General features: G+C 67.4%; 19 protein-coding genes. 12 read left to right on the top strand and 7 right to left on the bottom strand.

Translation table 11 applies throughout. The features are described from left to right. The first annotated feature begins 78 nt into the window (after nt 1–78). The gene (locus RCH22_RS08960) at nt 79–1,794 is read left to right on the top strand and encodes an AMP-binding protein (protein ID WP_327013675.1); all 1,716 of its coding nucleotides are present in this window, start codon (nt 79–81) and stop codon (nt 1,792–1,794) included. Between the two features lie 56 nt (nt 1,795–1,850). Here the strand turns inward: RCH22_RS08960 and RCH22_RS08955 are convergent, their stop codons facing one another. After that, nucleotides 1,851–3,332, bottom strand: coding sequence for a phosphotransferase (locus RCH22_RS08955; protein WP_327013674.1), 1,482 nt, complete (start codon nt 3,330–3,332; stop codon nt 1,851–1,853). Nucleotides 3,333–3,531: 199 nt separating this feature from the next. Between RCH22_RS08955 and RCH22_RS08950 the strand changes: the two genes are divergently transcribed. The 4 genes from RCH22_RS08950 (at nt 3,532) to RCH22_RS08935 (ending at nt 7,872) form a co-directional block, all read left to right on the top strand. Next, nucleotides 3,532–5,067, top strand: a complete 1,536-nt coding sequence (locus RCH22_RS08950) for an FtsX-like permease family protein (protein WP_327013673.1) — start codon at nt 3,532–3,534, stop codon at nt 5,065–5,067. Nucleotides 5,068–5,175: 108 nt separating this feature from the next. Then, nucleotides 5,176–5,862, top strand: coding sequence for an ABC transporter ATP-binding protein (locus RCH22_RS08945; protein ID WP_327013672.1), 687 nt, complete (start codon nt 5,176–5,178; stop codon nt 5,860–5,862). 64 nt (nt 5,863–5,926) lie between these two features. Continuing rightward, nucleotides 5,927–7,216, top strand: a complete 1,290-nt coding sequence (locus RCH22_RS08940; protein ID WP_327013671.1) for a hypothetical protein — start codon at nt 5,927–5,929, stop codon at nt 7,214–7,216. Continuing rightward, nucleotides 7,213–7,872, top strand: coding sequence for a TetR/AcrR family transcriptional regulator (locus RCH22_RS08935; RefSeq protein WP_327013670.1), 660 nt, complete (start codon nt 7,213–7,215; stop codon nt 7,870–7,872). Before RCH22_RS08940 ends, RCH22_RS08935 begins: the two co-directional genes overlap by 4 nt. Here the strand turns inward: RCH22_RS08935 and RCH22_RS08930 are convergent. After that, on the bottom strand, nt 7,869–9,059 hold the full coding sequence (locus tag RCH22_RS08930) for an MFS transporter (protein WP_327013669.1): 1,191 nt from the start codon (nt 9,057–9,059) through the stop codon (nt 7,869–7,871). The two genes, RCH22_RS08935 and RCH22_RS08930, sit on opposite strands and share 4 nt — an antisense overlap. Before the next feature lie 59 nt (nt 9,060–9,118). Then, nucleotides 9,119–9,787, bottom strand: a complete 669-nt coding sequence (locus RCH22_RS08925; RefSeq protein ID WP_327013668.1) for a GntR family transcriptional regulator — start codon at nt 9,785–9,787, stop codon at nt 9,119–9,121. 158 nt (nt 9,788–9,945) lie between these two features. Between RCH22_RS08925 and RCH22_RS08920 the strand changes: the two genes are divergently transcribed. From RCH22_RS08920 to RCH22_RS08895, 6 genes are all read left to right on the top strand, one after another. Continuing rightward, a complete protein-coding gene (locus RCH22_RS08920) occupies nt 9,946–11,334 on the top strand; it encodes an FAD-linked oxidase C-terminal domain-containing protein (RefSeq protein ID WP_327013667.1) in 1,389 nt (462 codons plus the stop codon). Between the two features lie 268 nt (nt 11,335–11,602). Next, entirely contained in the window at nt 11,603–13,867 is a 2,265-nt protein-coding gene (gene pflB / locus RCH22_RS08915) for a formate C-acetyltransferase (protein WP_327013666.1), read from the top strand. 96 nt (nt 13,868–13,963) lie between these two features. Further along, nucleotides 13,964–14,830, top strand: coding sequence for a pyruvate formate-lyase-activating protein (gene pflA / locus RCH22_RS08910; RefSeq protein WP_327013665.1), 867 nt, complete (start codon nt 13,964–13,966; stop codon nt 14,828–14,830). A gap of 192 nt (nt 14,831–15,022) precedes the next feature. Continuing rightward, nucleotides 15,023–15,502: an aromatic ring-opening dioxygenase LigA gene (locus RCH22_RS08905; RefSeq protein WP_327013664.1), complete on the top strand. Its 480-nt coding sequence runs from the start codon at nt 15,023–15,025 to the stop codon at nt 15,500–15,502. 273 nt (nt 15,503–15,775) lie between these two features. Beyond that, nucleotides 15,776–17,374 carry a cellulase family glycosylhydrolase gene (locus tag RCH22_RS08900; protein ID WP_327013663.1) on the top strand — a complete coding sequence of 533 codons (1,599 nt, stop codon included), beginning with the start codon at nt 15,776–15,778 and terminating at the stop codon, nt 17,372–17,374. Between the two features lie 121 nt (nt 17,375–17,495). After that, entirely contained in the window at nt 17,496–19,703 is a 2,208-nt protein-coding gene (locus RCH22_RS08895; RefSeq protein WP_327013662.1) for a transglycosylase domain-containing protein, read from the top strand. 107 nt (nt 19,704–19,810) lie between these two features. Here RCH22_RS08895 and RCH22_RS08890 read toward each other — a convergent pair whose 3' ends face one another. Continuing rightward, on the bottom strand, nt 19,811–20,398 hold the full coding sequence (locus RCH22_RS08890) for a hypothetical protein (RefSeq protein WP_327013661.1): 588 nt from the start codon (nt 20,396–20,398) through the stop codon (nt 19,811–19,813). Here RCH22_RS08890 and RCH22_RS08885 point away from each other — a divergent pair. Further along, entirely contained in the window at nt 20,382–21,089 is a 708-nt protein-coding gene (locus RCH22_RS08885; RefSeq protein ID WP_327013660.1) for a hypothetical protein, read from the top strand. The genes RCH22_RS08890 and RCH22_RS08885 overlap by 17 nt on opposite strands. A gap of 148 nt (nt 21,090–21,237) precedes the next feature. On the opposite strand, the gene RCH22_RS08880 is transcribed toward RCH22_RS08885, so the two are convergent. From RCH22_RS08880 to RCH22_RS08870, 3 genes are all read right to left on the bottom strand, one after another. Beyond that, complete coding sequence (locus tag RCH22_RS08880) at nt 21,238–24,726, bottom strand: DNA polymerase III subunit alpha (RefSeq protein WP_327013659.1); 3,489 nt, start codon at nt 24,724–24,726, stop codon at nt 21,238–21,240. Next, nucleotides 24,723–24,995 (bottom strand): hypothetical protein, encoded by a 273-nt coding sequence (locus RCH22_RS08875; protein WP_327013658.1) that lies wholly within the window; start codon nt 24,993–24,995, stop codon nt 24,723–24,725. The genes RCH22_RS08880 and RCH22_RS08875 overlap by 4 nt, the downstream gene beginning before the upstream one ends. 66 nt (nt 24,996–25,061) lie before the next feature. Then, nucleotides 25,062–25,391, bottom strand: coding sequence for a helix-turn-helix domain-containing protein (locus RCH22_RS08870; protein ID WP_327013657.1), 330 nt, complete (start codon nt 25,389–25,391; stop codon nt 25,062–25,064). Nucleotides 25,392–25,428 lie beyond the last annotated feature (37 nt).

The following is a 25,428-nucleotide window of genomic DNA, read 5'->3' as shown; positions in this document are numbered from 1 at the left end:
GGTTGCCCCCGGAACGCGCCGCGGCGTGTTTCCGGACGCATGCCGTTACAGGCATTTGTGAGTGAGGATGATGGAGAAGTGACTTTTCCGACGAGTACCTCCAATTTTCGTGCCGCCCGCGATCAGCTGCTGCGCCTCTGGGACGGCCACGCCCGTGCCGCTGCGGAATTCCGCTGGCCGGATGTCGGCGCGTCATTCAACTGGGCCGTCGACTGGTTTGACGTGATCGCGGCCGGCAACGACAACATCGCCCTGTGGATCGTCGAGGAGGACGGCCACGAGCTGAAGGTCACTTTCGCGGAGATGTCCGCACGCTCCAACCAGGTCGCGGCCTGGCTCACCCAGCAGGGCGTCGGCAAGGGCGATCACGTGATGCTCATGCTCGGCAACCAGGTCGAACTCTGGGAGCTCATGCTCGGCATCATGAAGATCGGCGCCGTGATCCTCCCGACATCGACCGTGCTCGCCGCCGGCGACCTCGCCGACCGCGTGCAGCGCGGCGAGGTGGACTGCGTCATCGCGAACGCGGGTGACGCCGCCAAGTTCGCGGAGATCGACGGCGATTTCCGGCGCATCTGTGTCGGCGGCACGGTTCCCGGCTGGGCTCACTACGCCGACGCCGCCCTGCTTTCCACGGCGCCCGTTCCCGTGGCCGTCGGTTCGGACGACCCGTCGCTCATCTACTTCACCTCGGGGACCACGAGCAAGCCCAAGATGGTCGTGCACACTCAGACCTCGTACCCCGTCGGCCATCTCTCCACGATGTACTGGCTCGGCCTTCGTCCCGGCGACGTGCACCTCGCCATCAGCTCGCCGGGCTGGGGCAAGCACGCCTGGAGCAGCTTCTTCTCGCCCTGGATCGCCGAGGCCACCGTCTTCGTCTACAACTACGGCCGCTTCGACCCGCAGGCGCTCACCGCCCAGCTGCACCGCGCCAAGGTCACAACGTTCTGTGCGCCGCCGACGGTGTGGCGGATGCTGATCCAGTCCGATGTGGGCGAGAAGCCGGTCGGCCTCCGCGAGATCCTCTCAGCGGGTGAACCGCTCAACCCCGAGGTGATCAGCCAGATCCAGCGTGCCTGGGGGCTCACGATCCGCGACGGGTACGGCCAGACCGAGACGACGGCCATCGTCGGCAACGTGCCGGGGTCCGTCCTCAAGGCCGGGTCCATGGGCCTGCCCCTGCCCGGCGTCGCGATCACCCTCGTCGATCCGATCACGGGCGGCGTCGCAGACGAGGGCGAGATCTGCCTCGACCTCGCCGAGCCCGCCGTCAACCTGATGGCCCGGTATCACGGCGACCCGGTCAGGACCCAGGCCGCGCTCCGGGATGGCTACTTCCACACGGGCGACGTCGCCACCAGGGACGACAACGGCTACATCACCTTCATCGGCCGCACGGATGACATCTTCAAGTCCTCCGATTACAAGGTCTCCCCGTTCGAGGTCGAAAGTGTGCTGCTCGAACACCCCGCCGTCGCCGAGGCCGCCGTCGTCCCCGCCCCCGACGACACCCGCCTCAACATCGCTAAGGCGTACATCCACCTCGCAGCCGGCTGGGCACCCGACAGCGCGACTGCTCTCGCCGTGCTGCGTCACGCCCGCAACGGGTTGCCGCCGTACATGCGGGTCCGGCGCATCGAGTTCTTCGAACTGCCCAAGACGAGCTCAGGCAAGATCCGCAGGGTCGAGCTGCGGGCGCGCGAGAACGATGCCGCAGTGCAGCAGCTCCGGCTTCCGGAGGAATGGCGCGACGACCAGTTCCCCGAGCTCAAGCGTTCGCCGAAGAGCTGATCCGCCCTCCCGCGAAAGCGGGTGAAACGTCGTTCTGAGCTCGGCATACCGACGATTCACCCGCTTTCGCGAACGGTCTCCGGGGCGAGGGCGGGGGACAGGAGAGCGTCGATCGCCGCGAGGGGGATCGGCAGCCAGTCGGGCCGATTGAGTTTTTCGTAGACGGCCTCGTAGAGCGCTTTGTCGAGCTCGAAGGCGTCCAGTAGGGGGCGTTGTTCACCGAGGCTCTGGCCCGATCGTTCGCTGTACCCGGCCAGAAAAGCTCGCCGACAGGCCTGCACCCATCCGGAGACGGCGCCGGTCCGCTCCGGAGCCTCTCGTGACACGGTTCCGGCCGCGTACGAGAACGACCTCAGCATGCCGGCGACATCCCGCCACGGAACGTCGACACGGGTCCGGTCCTCGAGGGGGCTGAGCGGCTCGCCCTCGAAATCGACGAGTACCCAGCCTCGACCGGGAACAAGCAGCACCTGGCCGAGGTGCAGGTCGCCGTGGATGCGCTGCAGCCTCGGCCACGGCGCGTCGGCCGCCGCGGCGAACACTGCAGCGATCGCCGGGGCATACCTGGCGAGGTCCGGTACCTCCGCGATCGCGCGCCGGGCGCGGGCGCGCAGGACGTCGAGCACCACGCCGACGACATCCGCGGTCGGCTCTGCCGTCGGCATCGCGTCCCCGAGGTCGGCGTGGACTGCCGCTGTCGCAACGCCGAGGCTCCGTGCCCGCGCGGTGAAGTCCTCGTTCCTCCTCGCCGCGCGCAGCACCACCCGCCAGGCGTCCTCGACGCCGGGCAGAAACTCCTGGGCGAAAGCGAGGTGGCCTCGCGCGGTGCCGCCAGGGGCGCGGGAGTCCGCCCATTCCCCGACGACGCAGCCGACCGGGGACGGCACGAGGTGCGAGCCGGCGCGCGCGAGCGCGGACTGCACCGTGACGTCGGGGTTGTCGCCGTGGTGCAGCGTCCGGAAGACCTTGCAGATCACGGGGGCGAGAACTCGACCGTCAGGACCCGCGAGTTCGTAGATGATCGAAGTGTTGGACTGCTCTCCGCGGAGAACATGACTCGACACGACCGTCGGCTCGACGCCGCCAGCGCCGAATCCGGTGCCCGGTACGCCGCCGGCGAGGCCGTTGGAGAGGGTCTCGCCTTCCGCGACCGAGCATCCGTCGGGATCAGGGCCTGACCTGCCATGGTGCAGGATCAGCAGGAGGAGTGCCCGGGCATAGGCCGGATCGGCCGGGGCGTCATAGACGAACCGACGCCGCCCGTCTGCCCCGGTCACGATCATGATGAGGGCGGCTTTGCCGCCAGGGAGCGCCACATCCCGCTCGGTCACGGGAACCTGATAGACCGTCCGACGCGGGTCGCCGGCATCAAGGAGGCAGTCGGTGCGGATCAGCACCCCCGGCTCACCGGAGGGCAGCGACCAGCCGCCCACGCGCGCCAGGGCCACCGGGCGACCCGTGTCCGCGAACCAGCGCTGGCCAGCGGCCCAGGAGCTCACATCTTTGGGCACTGCGGATCCGAGGCCATTCCCAGTCATGCCGCCAGCGTACGCCAGCGGCAGAGTGTGGCCCGCAGTGATTGTGATCAGCTTGGAAACGAGACTGCCCAGCCGATGGCCGTCAGACAGATCTACCGTTTTACGGCGTATTCACAGCCCAGTGATAGCCTCCGGCAAGCGCGTATTCATAACTTCGATCCCGGTGGGCCCTACGAAGAGTCCCCGGAACCGGAGACTCATGTTCTACACCTACCTGCGGCGGGAACTTGCGGGCCGTCGCAAGCAGACCGCCATCGTCGCGATCGGCATGGCCATCGCCATCGCCCTGGTCATCATCGTCAACTCGGTGTCGAGCGGAGTCCAGCTCGCCCAGGCATCCGTTCTCGAATCCGTATACGGTGTCGGCACCGACCTCACCGTGAGCCAGACCCCTTCTGCCGCCGCGACGCCGGGCACCGGAAACGGCGCCCCCCAACGCTTCGATTTCGGTTCGGCGGACGGTGCCGCATCGGACGGAACCACGACGATCAGCCGCAGCAGGCTCACAGCAGAACGCGGGACGGAGACCTTCGCCTCGACCGGTCTCGACTCGGTGCGCGCGGTTCCGAACGTCAGTGCGGCTGCTGCGACGCTCCTTCTGAGCAACTCCACCTTCAGCGGCGCCCTCCCGACCCGCAGCCAGGGCGCGACCCGGCCATCGACGGGCCAGGCCGCTCAGTCCGGCCAGAGCGCTGAGACTCCGCCGACGGGCGGCCCCGACGGTGCGGGCGGCAGTTCGTTCAGCGTCGACTCCTTCACCGTGCTCGGGCTGAACCCGGCGGACTCGGCCGTCGGCCCGCTCTCCGCCGTGACGCTCACAGCCGGGCGCTCCCTCGCGAGCACGGATGCCGGTGCGAACGTCGCCGTTCTCGACGCGAGCTACGCGACGACCGCCTCCCTCGCCGTCGGTGGCACCGTCGCTATCGCGGGCACCGACTTCAGCATCGTCGGGCTGGTCTCCGCGGCGACCGCGGACAGCGCGACCGCGGCCAATGTCTACATTCCGCTCGACGTCGCCCAGTCCCTCGCGGCCCTGCCAGGCCAGGTCTCCAACATCTATGTGCAGGCAGCGTCGTCGACGGATATCAACCAGGTCCAGGCGGATATCAAGACCGCACTGCCCGCCGCGACCGTCAAGACCCAGGCGGACCTCGCGTCGAGCGTATCCGGGTCGCTCGCGAGCGCATCGAGCCTCGTCTCCAACCTCGGGTTGTGGCTCTCCCTGATCGTCCTCGCAGCGGCGTTCCTGATCGCGATCCTCTTCACCATCTCCGGGGTCACCCGGCGCACCCGTGAGTTCGGAACGCTCAAGGCGATCGGGTGGTCCAACGGCCGGATCGTGCGCCAGGTCGGCGGCGAATCGCTCGTGCAAGGCCTGATCGGCGGCGTCGTCGGGATCGTCGTCGGGCTCGCCGGGATCTTCGTGATCAACATCATCGCCCCGACCTTGACCGCAGGGGCCTCGACGGCCGTGCAGGCGGTGGGCCGCGGAGCCGGGGCCGCTGGCGGCGCGGGAGGTGCGGGAGGCGCAGGCTTCGGCCCGGGCGGTGGCGGATTCGGTGCCGCAACCCAGGCAGCCACCCAGTCCAACATCGTCCTGACGGCGCCCGTCACGGTATCCGTGATCCTGATCGCGGTCGGGCTCGCCGTTCTCGGCGGCCTGCTCGCCGGAGTGATCGGGGGTTGGCGAGCCTCCCGGCTCCGGCCGGCGGAGGCCCTGCGCAGCATCGCGTAGCGCCGCCTGCGTAGCAGTGCCCGCCTAGCACTGCCGGCCAACAGTGCCGGCGTCACCCGATTCGATTCGTTCCGATTTTCACTTTCAGCTTCCAGAAGGAACCAGACCATGTACCAGCTGACGAATGTCACCAAAAAGTATGACCAGGGCAAGCGCTCGGTGACCGCGCTGCAGGACGTCACCGTGTCGATCCCCGATGGCCAGATGGTCGCGATCCAGGGACCGACCGGTGGCGGCAAGTCGACCCTCCTGCAGATGCTCGGGGCACTTGACCGGCCGAGTTCCGGATCCGTGGTGTTCGAGACGGAGCACCTCGGCAGTTCGGACCTTTCGAGCCTCGGGGACTCCCAGCTCGGTCGCATCCGCGCCACCGAGATCGGCTTCGTGTTCCAGGGCTTCAACCTGATCCCGACGCTGACCGCCCAGGAGAATGTCGAGACGGCGCTCGCGCCGCTCGGCGGGACGAACGCCGCGCGCCGGGAGCGCTCGGCGGCCGCCCTCGAGGCCGTCGGCCTCGGGGACCGCCTCGGCCACCTTCCCGCCGAACTCTCGGGCGGCCAGCAACAGCGGGTCGCGATCGCGAGAGCACTCGTCAAGGACCCGACTGTGCTCCTCGCCGACGAGCCGACCGGCAACCTCGACGAGGAGACCAGGGACGAGATCATGGATCTGCTCGAGGGGCTCTGGCGGGCGCAGGGCCTCACCCTGATCGTGGTCACGCACGACAGTGCCGTGGCCAGGCGCGCCCAGCGCCGACTGCACATCAAGGCCGGACGACTCACCGAACTCGCCTGACCGTCGGGCCCGCCTGATGACCGCCTGGCTCGACAAACTTTAGAGTAAAGACTCTAATGGGACTATGACCCCCGACAGGACACCCAGGAACGACAGGCACGACCAGCGCGACCAGGACAACCAGGACAACCAGGACGACCAGCACGACCAGCACGACCTGAAGGGCCGGCACGACCACAAGGGGCGGACGTCGACCCGGCGTTCGTTCCTCAAGGTCGCCGGGATCGGAGTGGGGACGATCGCGATCGCCGGCGCCGCAGGCCTGACCTTGCGCGCGGTCGACGGCGGCGTGTTCGCGAGCGGGACCGGCGAGGCATTCGCCGCATGGGCGCAGGCCGGCCCGGAGGCGCATGACGCCCTCGGCCTCGTTCGGGCCGCCGTGCTCGCAGCGAACGCGCACAATGCCCAGCCCTGGCAGTTCAGGGTGGCCGACAACCGGATCGACGTCTTCGCGGACACGACCAGGAACCTCGGGACGATGGACCCGCTGCTCCGGGAGATGGACGTCTCGCTCGGGTGCGCGATCGAGAACATCGTCGTCGCGGCACCCGCGAACGGGAGGACGGCCGCCGTCACCCTGCTGCCGGACCCCGCGGACCCCACACACGTCGCACGGATCGACCTTCAGGCGGCGGAGGCATCCGTCTCACCGCTGTTCACCGCGATCGCATCCCGACACACCGACCGCAACGCCTATGACCTCACGCGGCCCGTGAGCGCCGCGGAGCTGGCACTGCTCAGCGGACTCATCGACGAGACCGTCGCCGAACTCGTCTGGTTCTCGGCCCCCGCGGAGAAGAATGCGTTCGGTGCCCTGACCGTCCGAGCGACCGAGGCGATCATCGCCGACCCGCAGCAGGTGGCGGACGACGCCGCCTGGTACCGCACCGACTGGCACGAGATCCAGTCGAAGAAGGACGGCATCACGATCGACCCGTCCGGGCAGTCGGAATTCATCAGGGCCGTTTCGAAGGTCATTCCCGTTTCGACGGCCCAGAACAACGCGGGCTGGCTCGCCGGCACCAGGGACAGCCAGATCCCGACAGCCGCGGCCTTCGGAGCGCTGGTCGTGCGCGACCCGCTCGACACCGGCCAGCGTCTCGCCGTCGGCAGGGCCTGGCAGCGCCTGCACCTGAGCATGACGGTCGACGGGGTGAGTGCCCAGCCGCTCTGCCAGATTCCGGAGCGGATCGACAGGGAACGCTCGACGGGCCTCAACCCGGACTTCGGCGACGCGCTGGCCGCACTCCTGCCCGCCGGCCGCCACGCGATCATGACCTTCCGGATCGGGCATCCGACCGGCTCGGCTCTGCCGAGCCCTCGACGCCCCGCGCGGGAAGTCGTGCTTTCGTGAGCCGGGTCCCGACCACGGTGACGGCGGGGGAGACCAGGGCCAGGATCCTCGCCGTCGCCCTCGACCTCTTCAACTCACGCGGCACCGCCGCGGTGACCACCAACGCGATCGCCGCGGCCGCCAGAATCAGCCCGGGCAACCTGTACTACTGGTTCGGCGGCAAGGACGAGATCGTGCGCGAGTTGCATGCCCAGCGCGTGACGGCCTATGAGTCGCTCTGGGAGGCATCCGCTGCCGGAGGAGGGGAGGGGACTGAACGCCTGGACCCCGAGCAGGTGCTCGACCGCCTCGGTGCCGGCACCGCGCTGACGCGGCAATACGCGTTCCTGGCGCGCGACCTCTTCGGTCTGCTGCACGCGGACCCTGTGCTCGCCGAACACTACCGGCTCGTGCGCGCCCGGCGCCTCGTCAGGTTCAGTGAGATCGCCCGCGGCTGGCGTGAACACGGCGAGATCCGCCCGCTCGGCGATCGGGAGCTCGATGACCTCGTGAGCGCGCTCTGGATCCTGGCCGAGTCCTGGTTCGCCTTCGAGGAGCTCGACGGGGCCGACGCCGGCGGGCCTTCGGATTCCACTGCGGATTCCACCGGCGGGACGCGCTACCTGCGCGCCGTCCTCACGCCGTACCTCAGCGTCCCGGTGCCTGGGCGGGGCTAGACGCGGCGGATGCCCCAGGCCACGACGGCGAGGGACGCCGCGCAGACGAGACCGAGCAGGGACATCAGCAGTGTGTAGCTCGCGACGGCGTTGAGCGTCGCGAAGAGGACCGGCAGCAGGAACCCGAGGTAGGTGAGGCTGTAGTACACGCCCGTGATGCCGGCGAGGTCGGCAGGGGTGGAGATGCGCTGCACCTCGACGAGGCCGGCGACGACGCACACGCCGTAGGCGGCGCCGAGCACGATCGCCGTGACGAGGGCGACGATCGGGGACAGGGTCGCCGCGGCGCAGATGGAGAGCAGGATGCCGACGAGCATCATGCCCATGCCGACGACGAGCGCTCGCCCGTTGGTGCGTGTGTTGATCCTGGCGACCTGCGGCTGGACGAGGGCCCCCGTGCCGAGGGTGACGACCGTGAGCAGCGTCGCGTATGCGAGGTTGAACTCGCCGAGCTGGGTATCGACGAGCTTCGGCATGATCGCGTACGCGATCCCGGCCGCGCCGAAGACCCAGGGCGCTGAGGGCGCGATGACGCGCAGGAAGCGACGATGACCGGCGAGAGGAACCGCAAGGTCGCGCCAGAACGGGCGGTGCGCGCGGTAGCGCGGCACCGTCTCGGGCGTCGTGACGAGCAGGGGCAGCACGGCAAGGCTCAACACGATGTGGACAAGGTAGGGGGCGAGCGTCGGCATCGGACCCCACTGGGCGAGTGCGCCGGCCACGCCGGCACCGAGCCCGAAGCCGAGGGTGAGGGTCAGTGCAGGGCGCCGGGCGCCCGCAACCCGGTCAGCACGCTTGTCGAACGGCGGGACGGAGAGTTCCTTCAGCCACGCCGTTCCGACCGACATCGCAACGCCGACGCTCAGCCCGGCCAGGAAGCGGCCGAGGCACAGCATGACCGTGCTCGAGAAACCGAAACCGAGAAGGATGCTGGCCACGAGTCCCGTGATCACGCCCGCGATCGCGAGGGGCTTGCGTCCATACCGGTCCGAGAGCGCCCCGGCGATGAGGAGCCCGGGAATCAGGCCGATGACGTAGGCCCCGAGGAAGACATCCGCCATCACGGTCGTGTAGTGGCCGAGCGCTTCGTACATGTGCAGCAGCGGGGTGAAGTGGTTGCCGCCCCAGGCCATGACGAAGATGGCGGGTGCTGCGCGGAGCCAGGCGGGAATGGTGCGGGGAATCATCGGACTTTCGGAACGCGATCGAGTATGGACAGTCGGTGGTGGTCAGGCGACCCTGGTGGTCAGGCGACCCTGGTGGAAAAGTGCCCGGCCTCGACGTGTTCGCGGAGGGCACGGTCGTACGCTGCGGTGTCTCCGCTGGAGACGTGACCGGCCAGGGTACGGTGCTCGGCGAGAAGGCGTGCGAGGTTGCGGGGGTCCCGGGAAGCGACCCGGTGAGTGAGGCGTTCGAGCCTCGGACCGAGCTGGGCGTAGAAACCGTCGATCACCCGGTTGCGGTTCTCGTCCACGATCCGGGAGTGGAAGCGGTGGTCGGCCCTGGCGAAGGTGAGCAGGTCACCGCTCGCAGCGGCATCCGCCTGGATCTCGATCAGGGCGGCGAGGTCGGCGTCCACCGCGCCTGTCCCACCCTCGCGTTCGCCCAGGAGCCGGACCGCGGTCGTCTCGAGCATGATACGCACCTGGAGCAACTCGGCGGTCTCTGCCTCGTCGAGAGCGGTGACGACGGCGCCCTTCTTCGGGAAGAGCCGGATCAGCCCGCGGGCCTCGAGCGCGAGGAAGGCTTCGCGCACCGGGGTGCGGCTGAGTGAGAGGGCTCCGGCGATCTCCCCCTCGGTCAGGAAGGAGCTCGCAGGGAGGGACCCCGAGATGATCAGGTCCGCGACGTGCGTGTATGCCCGCTCGACGGCGGAGGCCCCGGCCGGCAGCAGGGAGGCGGATTCGGTCGGCATACCCCCCAGCCTAGTCATAGATACATCAATAACTACAAGTCGGCTGCGGAATATTCCGCCTCATATACTGGGCAAACGCCCCGATTGAGGCACACCCACCGCCGGGCCGCAGGCCTTTTGCCCGGTGCCGGCTCGTCCACTCTGACCCAGAGGCCCCCGTGACTGAAACGCTTTCCCCGCAGACGATCCTCGACGAACTCGCCGGGATACTGCCGCCCGCGCAGCTCGTGACCGGACAGGCGACCGATGCCTATCTCACGGACCAGTCGGACGGCACCGCTGCGGGGGAGCCCCTCGCCGTCGTTTTCCCCAAGAGCACCGCCGAGGTGGCGGCGGTCGTCACCCTCGCAGCGGCCAACGGCATTCCGCTCGTGCCGCAGGGAGCGCGCACCGGCCTCGCCGGCGGTGCGAACGCGATCACCGGAGCCATTGTCGTGAACCTCACCCGGATGAACCGGATCGTCTCCGTCGACAAGGCCGACCAGACCGCGACGGTCGAGGCGGGCGTGCGCACATACGCCCTGGCCAGGGCCGCCGCGACCGCCGGCCTTTTCTACCCGCCGGACCCGGGCTCCTGGAAGGGCTCGACGATCGGCGGCAACGTGGCCACCAACGCCGGCGGGATGCTGTGCGTCAAGTACGGCGTGACGGGTAACTTCGTGCGCCGCCTCACGGTCGTCCTCGCGGACGGCTCCATCGTGCACACGGGGCAGCGCACCATCAAGGGTGTCGCCGGGTACAACCTGACGGCGCTCCTCGTCGGATCGGAGGGCACCCTCGGCATCATCACCGAGATCACGGTCGGGCTGCTGCCTGCCCCTGCCCCCGCCTCCGGCGTCTCCGCGACGTTCTCGACCACCGCGGAGGCCCTCGCCGCCGCTGCGCTGATCGTCACGAACAACCGGCGCCCGAGCGTGCTCGAATTTCTCGACGGATCCTGCATCACCGCGATCAACGCCTTCGACCCTGCGTCGACCCTCCCGGAGGGTGCTGCAGCACTTCTCCTCGTGCAGTCGGATGCCGCGGGGCAGGCCGAGGACGACGTCGCAGAATACGCGCGCATCCTCGATGCCGGGGGAGCAGGCGAGATCGTCATCGCCCACGACCCCGCGCACCTCGACAAGCTGATGAGCGCGAGACGCCTCCTCCAGCCGGCCCTGCAAGCAGCGCGCGGCGCGAGCCTCAACGAGGACGTGACCGTTCCGCGGTCGCAGCTGCAGGCGCTCCTCTCCGGGCTTCAGGAGATTTCCAGCGAACTTTTGATTCCGATCAGTACCGGAGGGCACCTCGGCGACGGGAACCTGCACCCGGTGATCGGCTTCAACCCCGACCTGCCCGCGGAGGTCGATGCCGCCCACCGCGCGTTCAAACGGGTGATCCAGCTCGCCGTCACGCTGGGTGGGTCCGCGTCGGGGGAACACGGGATCGGCCTGCTCAAGCAGGCGCACCTCGACGACGAACTCGGCCTCGCCGTTCGGGAACTGCAGCGCCGCGTCAAGCTCGCCTTCGACCCCGCCAGCCTGCTCAACCCCGGAAAGAAGCTCTAGCCGCCAGGTTTGAGAATTCTCAGGATCGTCACTCCCCGCAGTGGATTACCGGGGTTTGGCTGTGCTAGGCGAGTCCTTTTAAACGCGCGGGCGAGAGACGCGGCAGAAGAACCCCCCGACCGGTCCTTGCCGGGGAGTAGTGTTGGAAAAAGAGAGCGGACCACGGTGCATCGGTGCACGTCTGGCGCCTCGTGTCCCCCCGCTCACTACCCCGAGCGCGGGATCTTCCGCGGCGGGAAAGCTCAATCCCACGAGGAGAGTAGTCCACATGACAATTACAGAGGGCGTCCTCAGCGGCGACACTTCGATGCAGCACGGCAAGGCGGAATTCGTTTCCGGGCCGTGGCAGGATTCGATTAACCTTCGCGATTTCATTCAGCGCAATTACACGCCGTATATCGGCGACGCGTCCTTCCTGGCCGGGCCGACTGCCCGCACCACGGGAGTCTGGGCCAAGTTGTCCGCGATGTTCCCCGAGGAACGTCGTAAGGGCGTCTACGACATCGACGCCTTCACGCCGTCCTCCATTACAGCCCACAAGCCGGGCTACATCGACAAGGACAATGAAGTCATCGTCGGCCTCCAGACGGATGCGCCGCTCAAGCGCGCGATCATGCCGTTCGGTGGATGGCGCATGGTCGTCAACTCCCTCGAGACCTACGGCTACCCCGTCTCTCCCGAACTCGAGAAGATCTTCACCGACTACCGCAAGACCCACAACACCGCCGTGTTCGACGTCTACCCTCCCGGTGTGCGTCGTGCCCGCAACAGCCACCTGATCACCGGTCTTCCGGATGCCTACGGCCGTGGCCGTATCATCGGCGACTACCGTCGTGTCGCGCTCTACGGCGTCGACGCACTGATCGCCGGCAAGAAGAACGACCGCGCCGAGCTCGACATGGAGCCCTCGACCGAGGACATCATCCGCGCCCGCGAGGAAAACTCGGAGCAGATCCGGGCCCTCAAGGAACTCGTCCAGATGGCCGCGTCCTACGGCTCCGACATCTCCAAGCCGGCCCAGACCGCCCACGAAGCCGTCCAGTGGCTGTACTTCGCGTACCTCGGTGCCGTCAAGGAACAGAACGGCGCTGCAATGTCGTTCGGCCGTAACTCGGCCTTCCTCGACGCGTACATCGAGCGCGACCTCGCCGACGGCACCATCACCGAAGAGGGCGCCCAAGAGCTCATCGACGACCTCGTCATCAAGCTCCGCATCGTGCGCTTCCTGCGTACCCCGGAATATGACGAGATCTTCGCCGGCGACCCGACCTGGGTCACCGAGTCCCTCGGCGGCATCGGCGAAGACGGTCGCCCGCTCGTCACCAAGACGGCGTTCCGTTTCCTCCAGACGTTGTACAACATCGGCGCAGCACCTGAGCCGAACCTCACCGTTCTCTGGAACGACGGCCTTCCCGATGGATTCAAGCGCTTCTGCGCCCAGGTCTCCATCGACACGTCGGCGATCCAGTACGAGTCCGACGACCTCATCCGCGCCGAGCTCGGTGACGACGCTGCGATCGCCTGCTGCGTCTCCCCGATGCGCGTCGGCAAGCAGATGCAGTTCTTCGGTGCTCGCGTCAACGCCGTCAAGGCGTTGCTCTACTCGATCAACGGCGGCAAGGACGAGGTTTCCGGCAAGCAGGTCGCCCCGGCGACCGCGCCGAACCTCGACACGATCCTCGACTATGACACCGTCTTCGCGAACTACCTCGTCACGCTCGAGTGGCTCGCCGAGACCTACGTCACCGCGCTGAACTGCATCCATTACATGCACGACAAGTACGCGTATGAGCGTCTCGAAATGGCCCTCCACGACAAGGAAATCGTTCGCACGATGGCCTGTGGCATCGCCGGCCTGAGCGTTGTCGCCGACTCCCTGTCCGCGATCAAGTACGCCAAGGTGCGTCCGGTCCGCGACGACAACGGACTCGTCGTCGACTATACGATCGAGGGCGAATTCCCCAAGTTCGGTAACGACGACGACAGCGTCGACTCCATTGCGATCGATGTCATGGAACGCTTCATGAACATGATCCGCAAGCACCCGACCTACCGCAACGCCATCCACACCCAGTCCATCCTGACGATCACGTCCAACGTGGTCTACGGCAAGGCCACCGGCAACACGCCCGATGGCCGTCGCAAGGGTGAGCCGTTCGCTCCGGGTGCAAACCCGATGAACGGCCGCGACACGCACGGCATGCTCGCGTCGGCGCTCAGCGTCGCCAAGCTGCCGTTCAGCCAGGCGCAGGACGGCATCTCGCTCACGAACACGGTCGTCCCCAGTGGCCTCGGTCACACCAAGGACGAGCAGATCACGAGCCTCGTCGGACTCATTGACGCGTATACGGAAGCCACCGGCTACCACATCAACGTCAACGTGCTCAACAAGGAAACCCTTGAAGACGCCATGCTGCACCCGGAGAACTACCCGCAGCTGACGATTCGCGTCTCCGGCTACGCGGTCAACTTCGTGCGCCTCACGCGCGAACAGCAGATGGACGTCATCAGCCGTACGTTCCACCAGCACTAAGGATTCACCAGCACCGAAGATTCACCAGCACTGAAGATTCACCAGCACTAATATCCACCGATAACAGATGGCGGCGACGCTGAGTAGGACGAGACAATGCCCGCAATAAACCTCGGCCTACCCAGCGTCGGCCCCGCCATCGCCCTCGTCGCGCTGGAGGACGGCAAGACTCCCAGCACCGAACAGGCTGAACTTGCCGAACTCCATCACCTCGAGATGGCCGCGATTCACAACGGCTCGGTGGCAAGCGTCCATTCCTGGGAGCTCGTCACGGCCGTGGACGGCCCCGGAACGCGGATGACCCTGTTCCTGTCCGGGTGCCTGTTGCGTTGTCAGTACTGTCACAACCCGGACACCTGGAAGATGCGCGACGGGTTGATCACCACCCTCGACGACCTGGTCACGCGCCTCAAGCGCTACAAGGGCGTCTTCGACGCAACCGGGGGAGGCCTCACCATCTCAGGCGGTGAGCCGCTCATGCAACCGGCCTTCGTGGAGCGCATCTTCGAGGAATGCCACAAGCTCGGCATCCACACCACCCTGGACACCTCGGGGTTCCTCGGGAAGAGCGCGTCAGAGACGCTGCTCGACAACCTCGACCTCGTGCTTCTGGACGTCAAGTCCGGTCTTCACGAGACGTACAAAGAGGTCACCGGGCGTGAGCTCCAGCCGACGCTCGATTTCGGCGATCGCCTCGCGGAAAAGGGAATCGCCGTCTGGGCCCGCTTCGTGCTGGTCCCCGGACTGACCGATGCCGTCGACAACGTCGACGCCGTCGCGGAAATCATTTCCCGCTGGCCGAACGTCGAGCGCGTCGAAGTGCTCCCGTTCCACCAGATGGGCGAGGACAAGTGGGACCGGCTTGAGATCCCGTACCCGCTGCACGGGGTGACGCCCCCCGACAACGATCTGCAGGAGCGCGTGCGGGAGCAATTCCGCGCGAGGGGCCTGACCGTTTTCTAGGCGAAACCGGCGCTCAGACGCTGAGAAAGGCGCGGCATCCAACGGATGCCGCGCCTTTCGTCCGCCACGGTGCAAACGTTTACCACCACCGTTGCAATCAGCAGAGAAAATGTGATGAATGCGCTTTCATTACTGGCAGACTAGGGGGTAACACGAGTGTCACGACAGGCGCGACACCAGGAAAGGTATCTCATGACAATGGCCGCCCAACCCCTGATCGCCGGTTCCGGCCAGGCGCGCATTCTTCGGATTATCGGCCTCCTCGGCATTATCGGCGGCCTCGTTATGCTCGTCGTCGGCGGCGTCGTCTGGGGCACCGTCAGCAGCCAGCTGGCCGGCGAGAAGATTACTGTCGCGGCCGACGCATCGTTCCTCGCCGGAACGACCGTCGACAACCCCCTCTCCGCCCTCGCGCAGGCGAACATCATTAACCACCACGCCATGGAGGCCTCAGGCGGCAAGACGTACGCCGAGCTCGCCCAGGACGACAAGGTCCGCCCGACGGTCATGACCGCGTCGCTGCTTCGCGCCTCGCTCTTCACGTCGATCGTCGCCTTCGGCGTCTCGTTCTTCGCCATGGGCCTCGGCATCCTCGTCGGCCTGTTCGGCTGGGCGATCTTCGTCCTCACGCCGCACGCTTTGAAGAAGACCGCGGTTCCCGCAGTCGCCTGATCCGATCCGGCAGTATCGAACGGGCCTCGCGGCAGTCGCGGGGCCCGTCTTCTGTGCCCGGCGCAGCTTGTTACCGTGCCGAAACACGGGAACCCCTACGATGGGGCTAACGGACGATCTTGCCGCCCCGAGGGGTGGCCATCGGGAACCACGTCCGCGGAATACTGGGGGACCAGCATGAGTGCTCGCGACAGCTATGCCACGAGGCAGACTTCCCCAACGACATCGGCGCGACCGCGGCGCGGAGGCGCCACCGGACGCCTGGTTGCATTCGTGGCTGCCGCCCTGCTCGTGACGGGCGGTCTCGTGACGGCGGCTCCGCAGCCGGCGGCATTCGCGGCATCCGCTGTCAGTGCGCCGTCCGGCTGGCTGCACACCGCGGGTGGCACGATCAAGAACTCCGCCAACCAGTCCTATGTCGTCAAGGCCATCTCCTGGTTCGGAATGGAGACGAGCAACTGCGCCCCGCACGGACTCTGGACGATCGGCCTCGACGCCGGCCTCGCGCAGATCAAGTCGCTCGGATTCAACACCCTGCGGCTGCCGTTCTCGAACGAGTGCCTCGCCGGGGCCCCCAGCAATTCAATCAACTACGCGGTGAATCCGACCCTCTCGGGACTTACTCCGCAACAGCTGATGGACACGGTCATCGCGCGGGCGAAGGTCGCCGGACTCAATGTCATCCTCGACCGGCACCGTCCGGATTCCGGAGCCCAATCGGAGCTCTGGTACACGGCGCAATACAGTGAAGCCAAGTGGATCAGCGACTGGCAGGCACTCGCCACCCGGTACAAGAATGATCCGACCGTGATCGGCTTCGACCTGCACAACGAACCGCACGGGCAGGCATGCTGGGGCTGCGGTAACCCCGCGATCGACTGGCAGGCCGCCGCGACCCGCGGTGGGAACGCCGTGCTCGCCGTGAACCCCAGGCTGCTGATCCTCGTCGAGGGCATCGAGAACCAGGCCACCGGCGGATCCACCTGGTGGGGCGGCGGCCTGAGCGGTGTCAAGGGCAAGCCTGTCATTCTCTCCGTCGCGAACCAGGTGGTGTACTCACCGCACGACTACCCGGCGACGGTGTACGCGCAGAAGTGGTTCAGCGCGGCCAACTACCCGGACAACCTCGCCACCGTTTGGGACCAGAACTGGGGCTACATCAGCAAGGCCGGGATCGCACCGGTGCTGCTCGGCGAGTTCGGTACCAAGCTTGCGACCGAATCCGACCAGAAATGGCTTGCCAAGCTCGTGCCGTACCTCTCGAGCAACGGCATGAGCTTCGCGTACTGGTCGTTCAACCCGAACAGTGGCGACACCGGCGGCATCGTCAAGGACGACTGGGTGACCCCGGAGGCGGCAAAGCTCACGGCGCTCACGCCGCTGCTCGGGACAGGGTCTCCGATCGTCGTTCCGCCGACTCCGACTCCGACGCCGACCGCGACTCAGACCGCGACGCCGACGCCGACGCCGACGCCGACTCCGACGCCCACTCCGACGCCGACTCCGACTCCGACCGCGACGCCGACGCCGACCGCGACGCCGACCGCCACTCCGACTCCCGTCCCCGGCTCTGGATCGATCACCACGACGTGGAACCTGCAGAGCGCCTGGGGCGCCGGCTACGTCGCTGACTTCCAGGTGAAGAGTGCGACCGGTGCCAACGCCTGGAGCGTGACCTGGTCCGATCCGACCGTGACTGCGGTGACCAACGCGTGGGGGATGACGTGCACGGTCAAGGTGAGGACCTCGATCACGTGCACCGGAGCGGGTTGGGCGAGCACGATTCCCGCAGGGCAGAGCGTCTGGGTGGGACTTCAGGTCGAGGCAACCACGGCCCCGGTAACACCGACGCTGATCCTCACCGCCAGGTAAGCTCCCCGGCGGGCCTGCTCGGCATCCGTCGCCCAGACCTGATCGCTCCGATAACGATCGTGAGACGCCCCTAGCAATTCTGACTGCCCCGGGGTTCCATGAAACGTGATGGGGGGTTCAGATGCGGACGACGGAATTCCAGGAGCGGCGCACGCCCCGGGGTGTGATCGGCGGGCTGGTCGGGCTTGTGGCCATGAGCGGGGTTGCGGGACTTCTGGTCGCCGCGTCGGTGACGCCCGTCGTCGCGCTGTCGGGACTCGCCGTGACGGACACGATCAACACCTTCCAAAGCCTCCCGGAATTCCTGTCGATCGACCGGCTCTCTCAGAAGAGCAATATCTATGCGATGCGGGGCGATGGCTCTCCCTACCTGCTCGCCTCCTTCTATGACCAGAACCGGATCGAGGTCGGCTCGGACGCGATCAGTCCTTTCGTGACGGACGCCTCGGTCTCGAGTGAGGACCCGCGCTTCTATGAACACGGCGGCATCGACATGCAGGGCACGATCAGGGCCGGACTCAGCGTGAGCCTCGGCGGGGAAACTCAGGGCGGGTCGTCCATCACTCAGCAGTATGTCAAGAACGTCCTCGTTCAGAAGTGCGAGGTGCTCCCCGACTCCGCGGCGCGCGACTCCTGCTACACGACAGCCACCCGAACGAGCGCCGAGCGCAAGCTCAAGGAGATGCGGCTCGCGATCGGCGTCGAGAAGAAGTATTCCAAGAAGGACATCCTTCGCCAGTATCTCAATATCACCGGCTTCGGAGGAACGGTCTACGGAATCGAGGCGGCCGCCGAGTACTACTTCAACACGACGGCAGCGGCCGTGAGCCTGCCGCAGGCCGCGAGCCTCGTCGCCATCATCAACAACCCGGTCAAGTTCCAGCTCGACGACCCGAACAGCGCCACCAACGGTTCGGCGAACGGCTACGCGGCGAACCGGGACCGCCGGGACTATATCCTCGGGACGATGCTGAAGTACGGCACGATCGGACCGGTCGACTACGCGGCGGCGGTCGCGGCACCGGTCGAACCCAGCATCCACGAGCCCAGTACCGGCTGCCAGACCGCGGGCGGAAGCGCCTATTTCTGCGACTACGTGACCCATGTGCTTCGGAACGACCCGGCGTTCGGGGCGGATGCCGACACCCGGCTGCTCAACTTCCGGCGGGGTGGCTACAACGTCTACACAACCATTGATCTGGACCTTCAGAATGTCGCGGAGGCCACGATGAGACAGAATGTGCCGTCGACCTTCCCCGGCTGGGATGTCGGCGCTGTCATCTCCAGCGTGCAGGTCGGCACCGGTCGGGTGCTCGCGATGGTGCAGAACAAGGACTACAGCCAGGATCCTGTCGTCGAAGCCACGGGAGCGAACTACACGAGCATCAACTACAACACCGACTATGCCGACGGCGGTTCGAGTGGGTTCCAGCCGGGTTCCGGGTACAAGGTGTTCACCCTCGCCGAGTGGCTCACGGAGGGTCACGCTCTCTACGAACGCGTCGATTCCCGCCGAAAGGCCAATTGGGGAACCTTCCAGGACAGCTGCCTCGGCCCACAGAACTACGACAAGGAGAAGTGGAACCCGAAGAACGACGCGAACGAGAGCGGGGCACGCTACAGCGCCCTCGAAGCCACCGTGGGGTCGATCAACACCGGGTACATCGGGATGGCCAAGAAGCTCGACCTGTGCGGAATCCGCAAGACGGCTGAGGCATTCCGGATGCACCGCGCCGATGCGACCCCTCTCCTGCAGAGCGCTGCGTCGGTGATCGGCACGAACGAGATCGCGCCGTTGAGCATGGCCGTCGCATTCGCGGGAATCGCGAACAGGGGGGTGACGTGCAGTCCGGTCGTGATCGACCGCATCGTTGGCCCGACCGGCGCGGAGGTCCCCGTGCCGACCAGCGAGTGCGCCGCGTCCGTCGACCCCACGGTCGCGGCGGGCATGGCCTACGCCATGCACAAGGTCATGACGACCGGGACAGGGCAACAGTCGAACCGGGGTATGTCGCCGCAGGTGCCCGTGATCGGAAAAACCGGTACGACGGATGGCAACAAGGACACCTGGATGACCGGGTCGAGCACGAAGGTCGCAACGGTCGTCGCGGTGGTCAGCCTCACCGGAGATGCGAACCAGCGGACCACATTGTTCGACAGCGGCCAGGCCGCGACCGCCCGGCATCGAATGTGGCCGGCGGTGATGTCGGTCGCGAATGCGAAGTACGGTGGAGATGACTTCATCGAAGCCAATCCGACGCCGACTCAGACACCGAGACCGACACCGGCTCCGGCTCCGGCTCCGACTCAGACTCTGACGCCCCGTTAAACGCCGCGCTGATGGTTTTTGCTTCCTGAGAATTCCTGAGAGATTCTCAGCTGTGAATGTTTCCTGAGTTCCCCGTGATTACGGCGATCTCTCAGTTTTTTTGTTTGTCAAGACCCTAGCGCAGCCTTGAAACTGGGGGTATTTTTCCGAGCCTCATCCCTCGCGTGGGTTACAGTCAAGCCATCGTAAATGCGTGTCGTAGGTTCTGTGGATGGATTTGTGATCGGCGCGTTCCGGTCATTTGAAAGGCAAAAAAACTTCATGCAACAGCTCTTTCGTCGCGCCGAGAAGTCCTCGCCGCGTAGTACACCCGCGCGTCGCAAGCTCGTCGGCGGTGTCATAGCCGCAACGGCAGCCCTGTGTATCGTCGTCGGCACAACGGCCTCGTATGCCTTCGCGTCCAGCGGCCACTCATCTTCATCCTCCGGCTCGTCATCGCCCAGCAAGAACCACCACAACGGAACCAGCACGCCGACTCCGACGCGGACCGTGACGCCGGCGGCTACTGCGAAGCCGACGGTCACTCCGACGGCTACCCCGAAGCCGACGGCTACTGCGACGCCGACAGTCACTCCGAAGTCGACGGCTACTCCGAAGTCGACGCCCGCGCCGGCACCCGCGCCGATCATAATCGGAACGTCACCGCTGCACACCAACATCGTCTCGACGACATTCTGGGTGGGCGAGATCTTCAACGCCAACCTCAGCGACGGCAGCCAGGTCTGTAGCACCTACGACAGCAACTGGGCGCTGCACCACACCGGCAAGCAGCTCGGCGGTTCGACGGACACCGGCTGCGGCGGCTCGCCCGTCGGCGGGTGCGATGGCCCGTCCAGCGGCGCGACCGCTGCGACCTTCACCTGCACGACAGAGAAGCGCACCGCTGCCAACGGCTACTTCCCGACCAGCCAGCCCAAGCCGCTCGAGAACCCGTTCTATCTGGATCTTCCTTACGACGACATCAACGACGCGACGGCGTTCGCTAACCGTGACACCGTCGTACCGTGGGCGAACGTGGCCCCGTACAGCGCTCACCATGGTGACTCGAACTACTCGTACATGAAGAACCACTGGGTCCAGCTCACCGGTCCCAACGGCCAGACGTGCTACGGACAGGTTGAAGATGCGGGCCCCTCGAGCGGCTCGCTCTACCACGACGCGGCCTACGTGTTCGGAAGCAACGACGCCCGTCCGGTGAACAAGCAGTTCAGCGGCGACCCGAGCCAGGGCGCAGGCACCGACGTGTCGCCCGCCCTCAACGGATGCCTTGGCTTCGCCGACCTCGACGGCGACAACGACCACGTCAACTGGCGTTTCGTGGACCGGTCCGCCGTTCCCGCCGGCCCGTGGCTGACCGTGGAAACGACAAGCCAGGTGGCCCAGTAGTCGCCGGATAGTCGCACGGCCGTCCGGATCTACCGCCGGACGGCCGGTACAAGGATCCACCGGATGCCCGGTGCCGCGCCTGCGGCACCGGGCATCCGCCTGCCCGGACGGGTCGCGGCCGTTCCGTGGGCCGGGTTCGCGTGTCGGATCAGGCGGAGCGCGCGGACCAGAGGTGGCGCACGTTGGCGGGCGTGACCGCGGCGAGTTCGGCCGCCAGGGCCTCAGCCCGTGCCTGGTCGCCCGCAGCGTTCTCGGCCGCACGCTCGGCGCTGTGCCGCTGTGTGACCAGCCGGGCGGCATCGGCGAGGTCCCAGAGCGAGTCGCCCGTTACAGACACCGCTTTCGCACCCGAGCGCCTGGTGCGGCCGCGGACGAGCAGGTGCCTGGTCTGGAAGACCGGGGCGCCGATGCGTTCCTGGGCGTCGTGGAAAAACACCACGTTCGCGACCGGCCCGGTGCCGTCGTCGAGGCTCACGAACACGACGCGTCGCCCGCCGCGCATCGGCGGGGTGTTCGTTGCCCGCCGCACGCCCGCGAGGAGCACCTCGGTGCCGCCGGGCAGGTCGGCGAGGGCCGACGCCGGGGTGACGCCGAGTTCGGCGAAGAGCGGATAGAAACGGGCGAGCTGGTGCCCGGACACGGCGAGGCCCAGGTCGCGCAGCTCGAGTTCGGTCTGGGTTCGGCCGCGCAGCTCGAGGGAGGTGACGGCGGTGAATCGGTCGCCGGTGTACCGGGGGACCGGCAGGTCGACGTCGAAGGCGAGCTGGTCGTCGTGCACGGCGACGGCCGTGCCGCGGAGCGACTGGATGTGCGCGAGCAGCTCGTGCCGGCGCTCACGGTCATAGCCGATGAAGCTGTCGAGGGCGCCGACCCGCGCCAGCGCCTCGAAGCTCGACCGCCGTGGCCGCACCCGGTCCCGGAAGTCCTGGAGCGAGGAGAACGGTTGGTGCCGCACGATCCTGGCCCTCTCGGCGGCGGTGCTGCCCGAGAGCTCTGGCAGCGCCAGGCGGATGCCTCGGTGCGGCCCGGCAGGCCCGGCAGGCCCGGCAGCCACCGGTTCGACCTGGGCAGGCCCGGCGTGGCCCGGAGGAAGATCCTCGACCCGGTAGTCGAGTACGCTGCGCTGCACGTCGAGCGGCAGCACGGGCACCCCGAGCGCCCGGGCTTCGGCCACGAGCAGGTCCTTCGGCCACATGCCCGGGTCGTGGGTGAGGAGACCGGCAAGGAAGACCGCAGGGTGATGGGTCTTCAGCCACGCGGACTGGTAGGTGGGCAGGGCGAACGCGGCGCCGTGCGCCTTGGCGAAGCCGAAGCTGCCGAATCCGGCGAGCACGGTCCAGATCCGGTCGATCACCGCCGGGGAGAATCCGCGGCCCAGGGCCTGCTCACGAACGTACGCCTCGATGAGGGGGAGCTGCTCGGGTTTCCCCAGGTGCCTGCGGAAGACATCCGCTTTGCCCAGGCCGCAGCCGGTGAGTTCGTCGAAGAGCCGCATCACCTGTTCGTGGAAGATGACGACGCCGCGGGTCTCCCGCAGGATCGGTTCGAAACGCGGGTGGATGTAGTCCGGCACGACCTCACCGTGCCGCGCCTGCAGGTAGAGCAGGGGCATGTTGTTCTGCATCGGGCCGGGTCGGAACAGCGAGATCTCCACGGTGAGGTCGTTGAATACCTCGGGCTGCAGCTTACCGACGAGCTCCATCTGGCCTGGCGACTCGAGCTGGAAGATGCCGAGGGTGCGCGTCGAGCGGATGAGTTCGAAGGTCGGCTCGTCGTCGAGCGGGATCCGGTCGAGGTCGATGCTCTCGCCGGTGAGGCGTCGGTGCTCCTCGACGGCATGCGCCATCGCAGACTGCATCCGAACGCCCAGGATGTCGAGCTTGATCAGGCCCATCGGGTCCATGTCGTGCTTGTCGAACTGCGACATCGGCAGTCCCATTCCCGACGCCTGCACCGGGGTGCGGTCGAGCAGGCTCGCGTCGGAGAGGATCACGCCGCACGGGTGCACCGAGATGTGCCGGGGCAGCCGGTCGAGCCGTGCGGTGAGGTCGACGAGCTGATCGAGCTGCTGCGAGGCGCGTACTTCGGCCGCGAGCGGTTCGAGCTCGGGTTTCTCCTCGAGGGCACGGCGGAAGTCGCGGGCGTTGAACCGCCACATCTGCTTCGCGATCGCCGACACCTGCCCGGCATCCATGCCGAGGGCCAGCCCGGCGTCCCTGACGGCGCCGCGGCCGCGGTATGCGTTGGTCATCGACATCAGCGAGACCCGGTCGGCACCGAAGGTCTGGAAAATGGCGCGGTAGATATCGTGGCGGCGCGCCGACTCCACGTCCAGGTCGATGTCGGGCAGGGTCTGGCGCTCGGGGGAGAGGAACCGTTCCCAGAGCAGGTCGTTCGCGATCGGCTCGACCGATGAGGTGTGCAGGGCATAGTTGAGCACAGAGCCGACGCCGGAGCCACGGGCCTGGATACGCACGCCCATGCCCCTGACGAGGTCGGCGACCCGGGCGACCGTGAGGAAATAGCTCGCGAAGCCGAGGTGCTCGACCGTCGCCATCTCATACTCGAGGCGGGCGTGCGCCGTTTCGACGGCCGCCCGACCGGATGCCGCGTAGCGTTCCTCGACGCCGGATCGTCCGCGTTTCCAGAGTTCGGCGAGCGGGTCGCCGGTGACCCCGATCACACGTGCCTCCGGCATCCGCGGGGTGCCGAGGCCGATGTCGGCCTGCGGGTCGAGGGTGCAGCGGTCGGCGAGCATTTCCGTATCGCGCAGCAGCCGGGCGAGAGCGCCGTCGTCGTGCAGGCCGGCGTCGACGACCATGCGGGCCACCTGCCGCATGGCCCCTGCTGGTTTGAGCCAGGCCTGTCCGTTCGTCTGCGGCTGCTCGAGCTCGGCGAGCGGGGTCAGGGTGCGGGCGGCGTCGGTAAGGTCTGCGGTGACCGCGTCCTCCGGCTCGCCGTAGCGCACCGCGTTCGTGAGCACGGCGGGCAGGCCGTTCTGTTCGGCGAGGGCGAGCATGCGGGTCGCGGGAGTGACACTGCCCCGGCTGCCGGGCTCGGCGAGATGGCAGACGATTTCGAGGCACACCGACCCGGCGGGCATCGATCGCTGCCAGGCGGTGAGCCGGGCGCCGGCTTCCTTCGTCGCGCGGCGGCCGATCGCCTCGCCGACGTCTGAGGCCGGCCCGAGCAGAACGGCCAGCGCCCGGAGCCCGGCCAGTTCGGCGAGCTCTGACCGGCCGATGCTCGGCTCGGGCACTGTTCCGGTCGACACGGCCTGGTGGGCGGCCGACACGGCGCGGCACAGGGCAGCATACCCACGGCCGCTGGTGCCTCCGTGCGCGAGAACGACGACGCGGCCAAGCGGCACCCGGTCGTCGTCGTGCACCGCGAGGTCGGCCCCGAGGCCGGCGCGGATGCCCTCCGCCCCACACGCGCGAAGGTGCTTGACGGCCCCATAGAGCCCGTCACGGTCGGTGAGTGCGAGGAAGGAGGCGCCCTGGGCCCTCGCCTGGCCGGCAAGCGCTTCGGGAAGCGTCACCCCGTAGTGGGTCGAGTATGCGCTCGCGACATGCAGGTGCGGGAAGCCGGCGCCCGGCCCGGCAGTGCCCGACCGGCCCGTGCCCGGCTCGTTCATCCCCAGTCGAGGGCGAGCACCCACGACCCGTCGACGTCGCGTCGCAGGTCGTACCGGTGTTGCTCCTCGCCCCCGCGGGCCGCGTCGACCCGCCACAGCTCGGTGTCGATGCGGGTGGGCACCCCGTCGTTCTCCCACCAGCGGGTGCGCGTGAACACCGCCTGCGGTTGCCCGATGATGGTGTGCTCGAAGCGGTCCCAGGTGAAGGCGCGGGGGTCGCCATCGGCCGAGAGCTCGACGTCGACGCGGGTGTCGATGATCTGGGGCATTCGGTGGCTCCTCCGTAATGATCGAACAAATGTTCGATATTGGGAGTGTACGTTACCCCGCCGACACTAGCCAGCCCACCTCAGGGTCGTGTGCTGCCGCACGACGGCCTGCGCGTCCTTCATGAAGGGAAGCGCGATCTCGCGCAGGTCGGTGGTGCGCAGGCCCCGCGAGGCCAGCTCCCACAACCGGATGCCGAGGCGAACTTCTCCGTCCGCGTCGCGCTCGAGGAGCCGTCCGTCGAGGAACTGCACGACGAGCCGGTGGGTCGTCGCGAGCGGGATGCCCACCCGGCGCGATAACGCGGAGATCGTCAAGGACGAGCGATGGGAATCGAAGGCGTCGAGAATCGTCACGAGCCGGGACGGCAGGGAGTCGCCGGAGCGGGAATTCGCCATGGCCCCACAGTTTGCTGCCCGCCGGTGCGCGTGCGAG

The organism is Cryobacterium sp. GrIS_2_6, from assembly GCF_035984545.1.
Classification (GTDB): Bacteria; Actinomycetota; Actinomycetes; order Actinomycetales; family Microbacteriaceae; genus Cryobacterium.
Note: the sequence above shows the minus strand (reverse complement) of the source record. Positions and strands in the feature narration are given on the sequence as shown.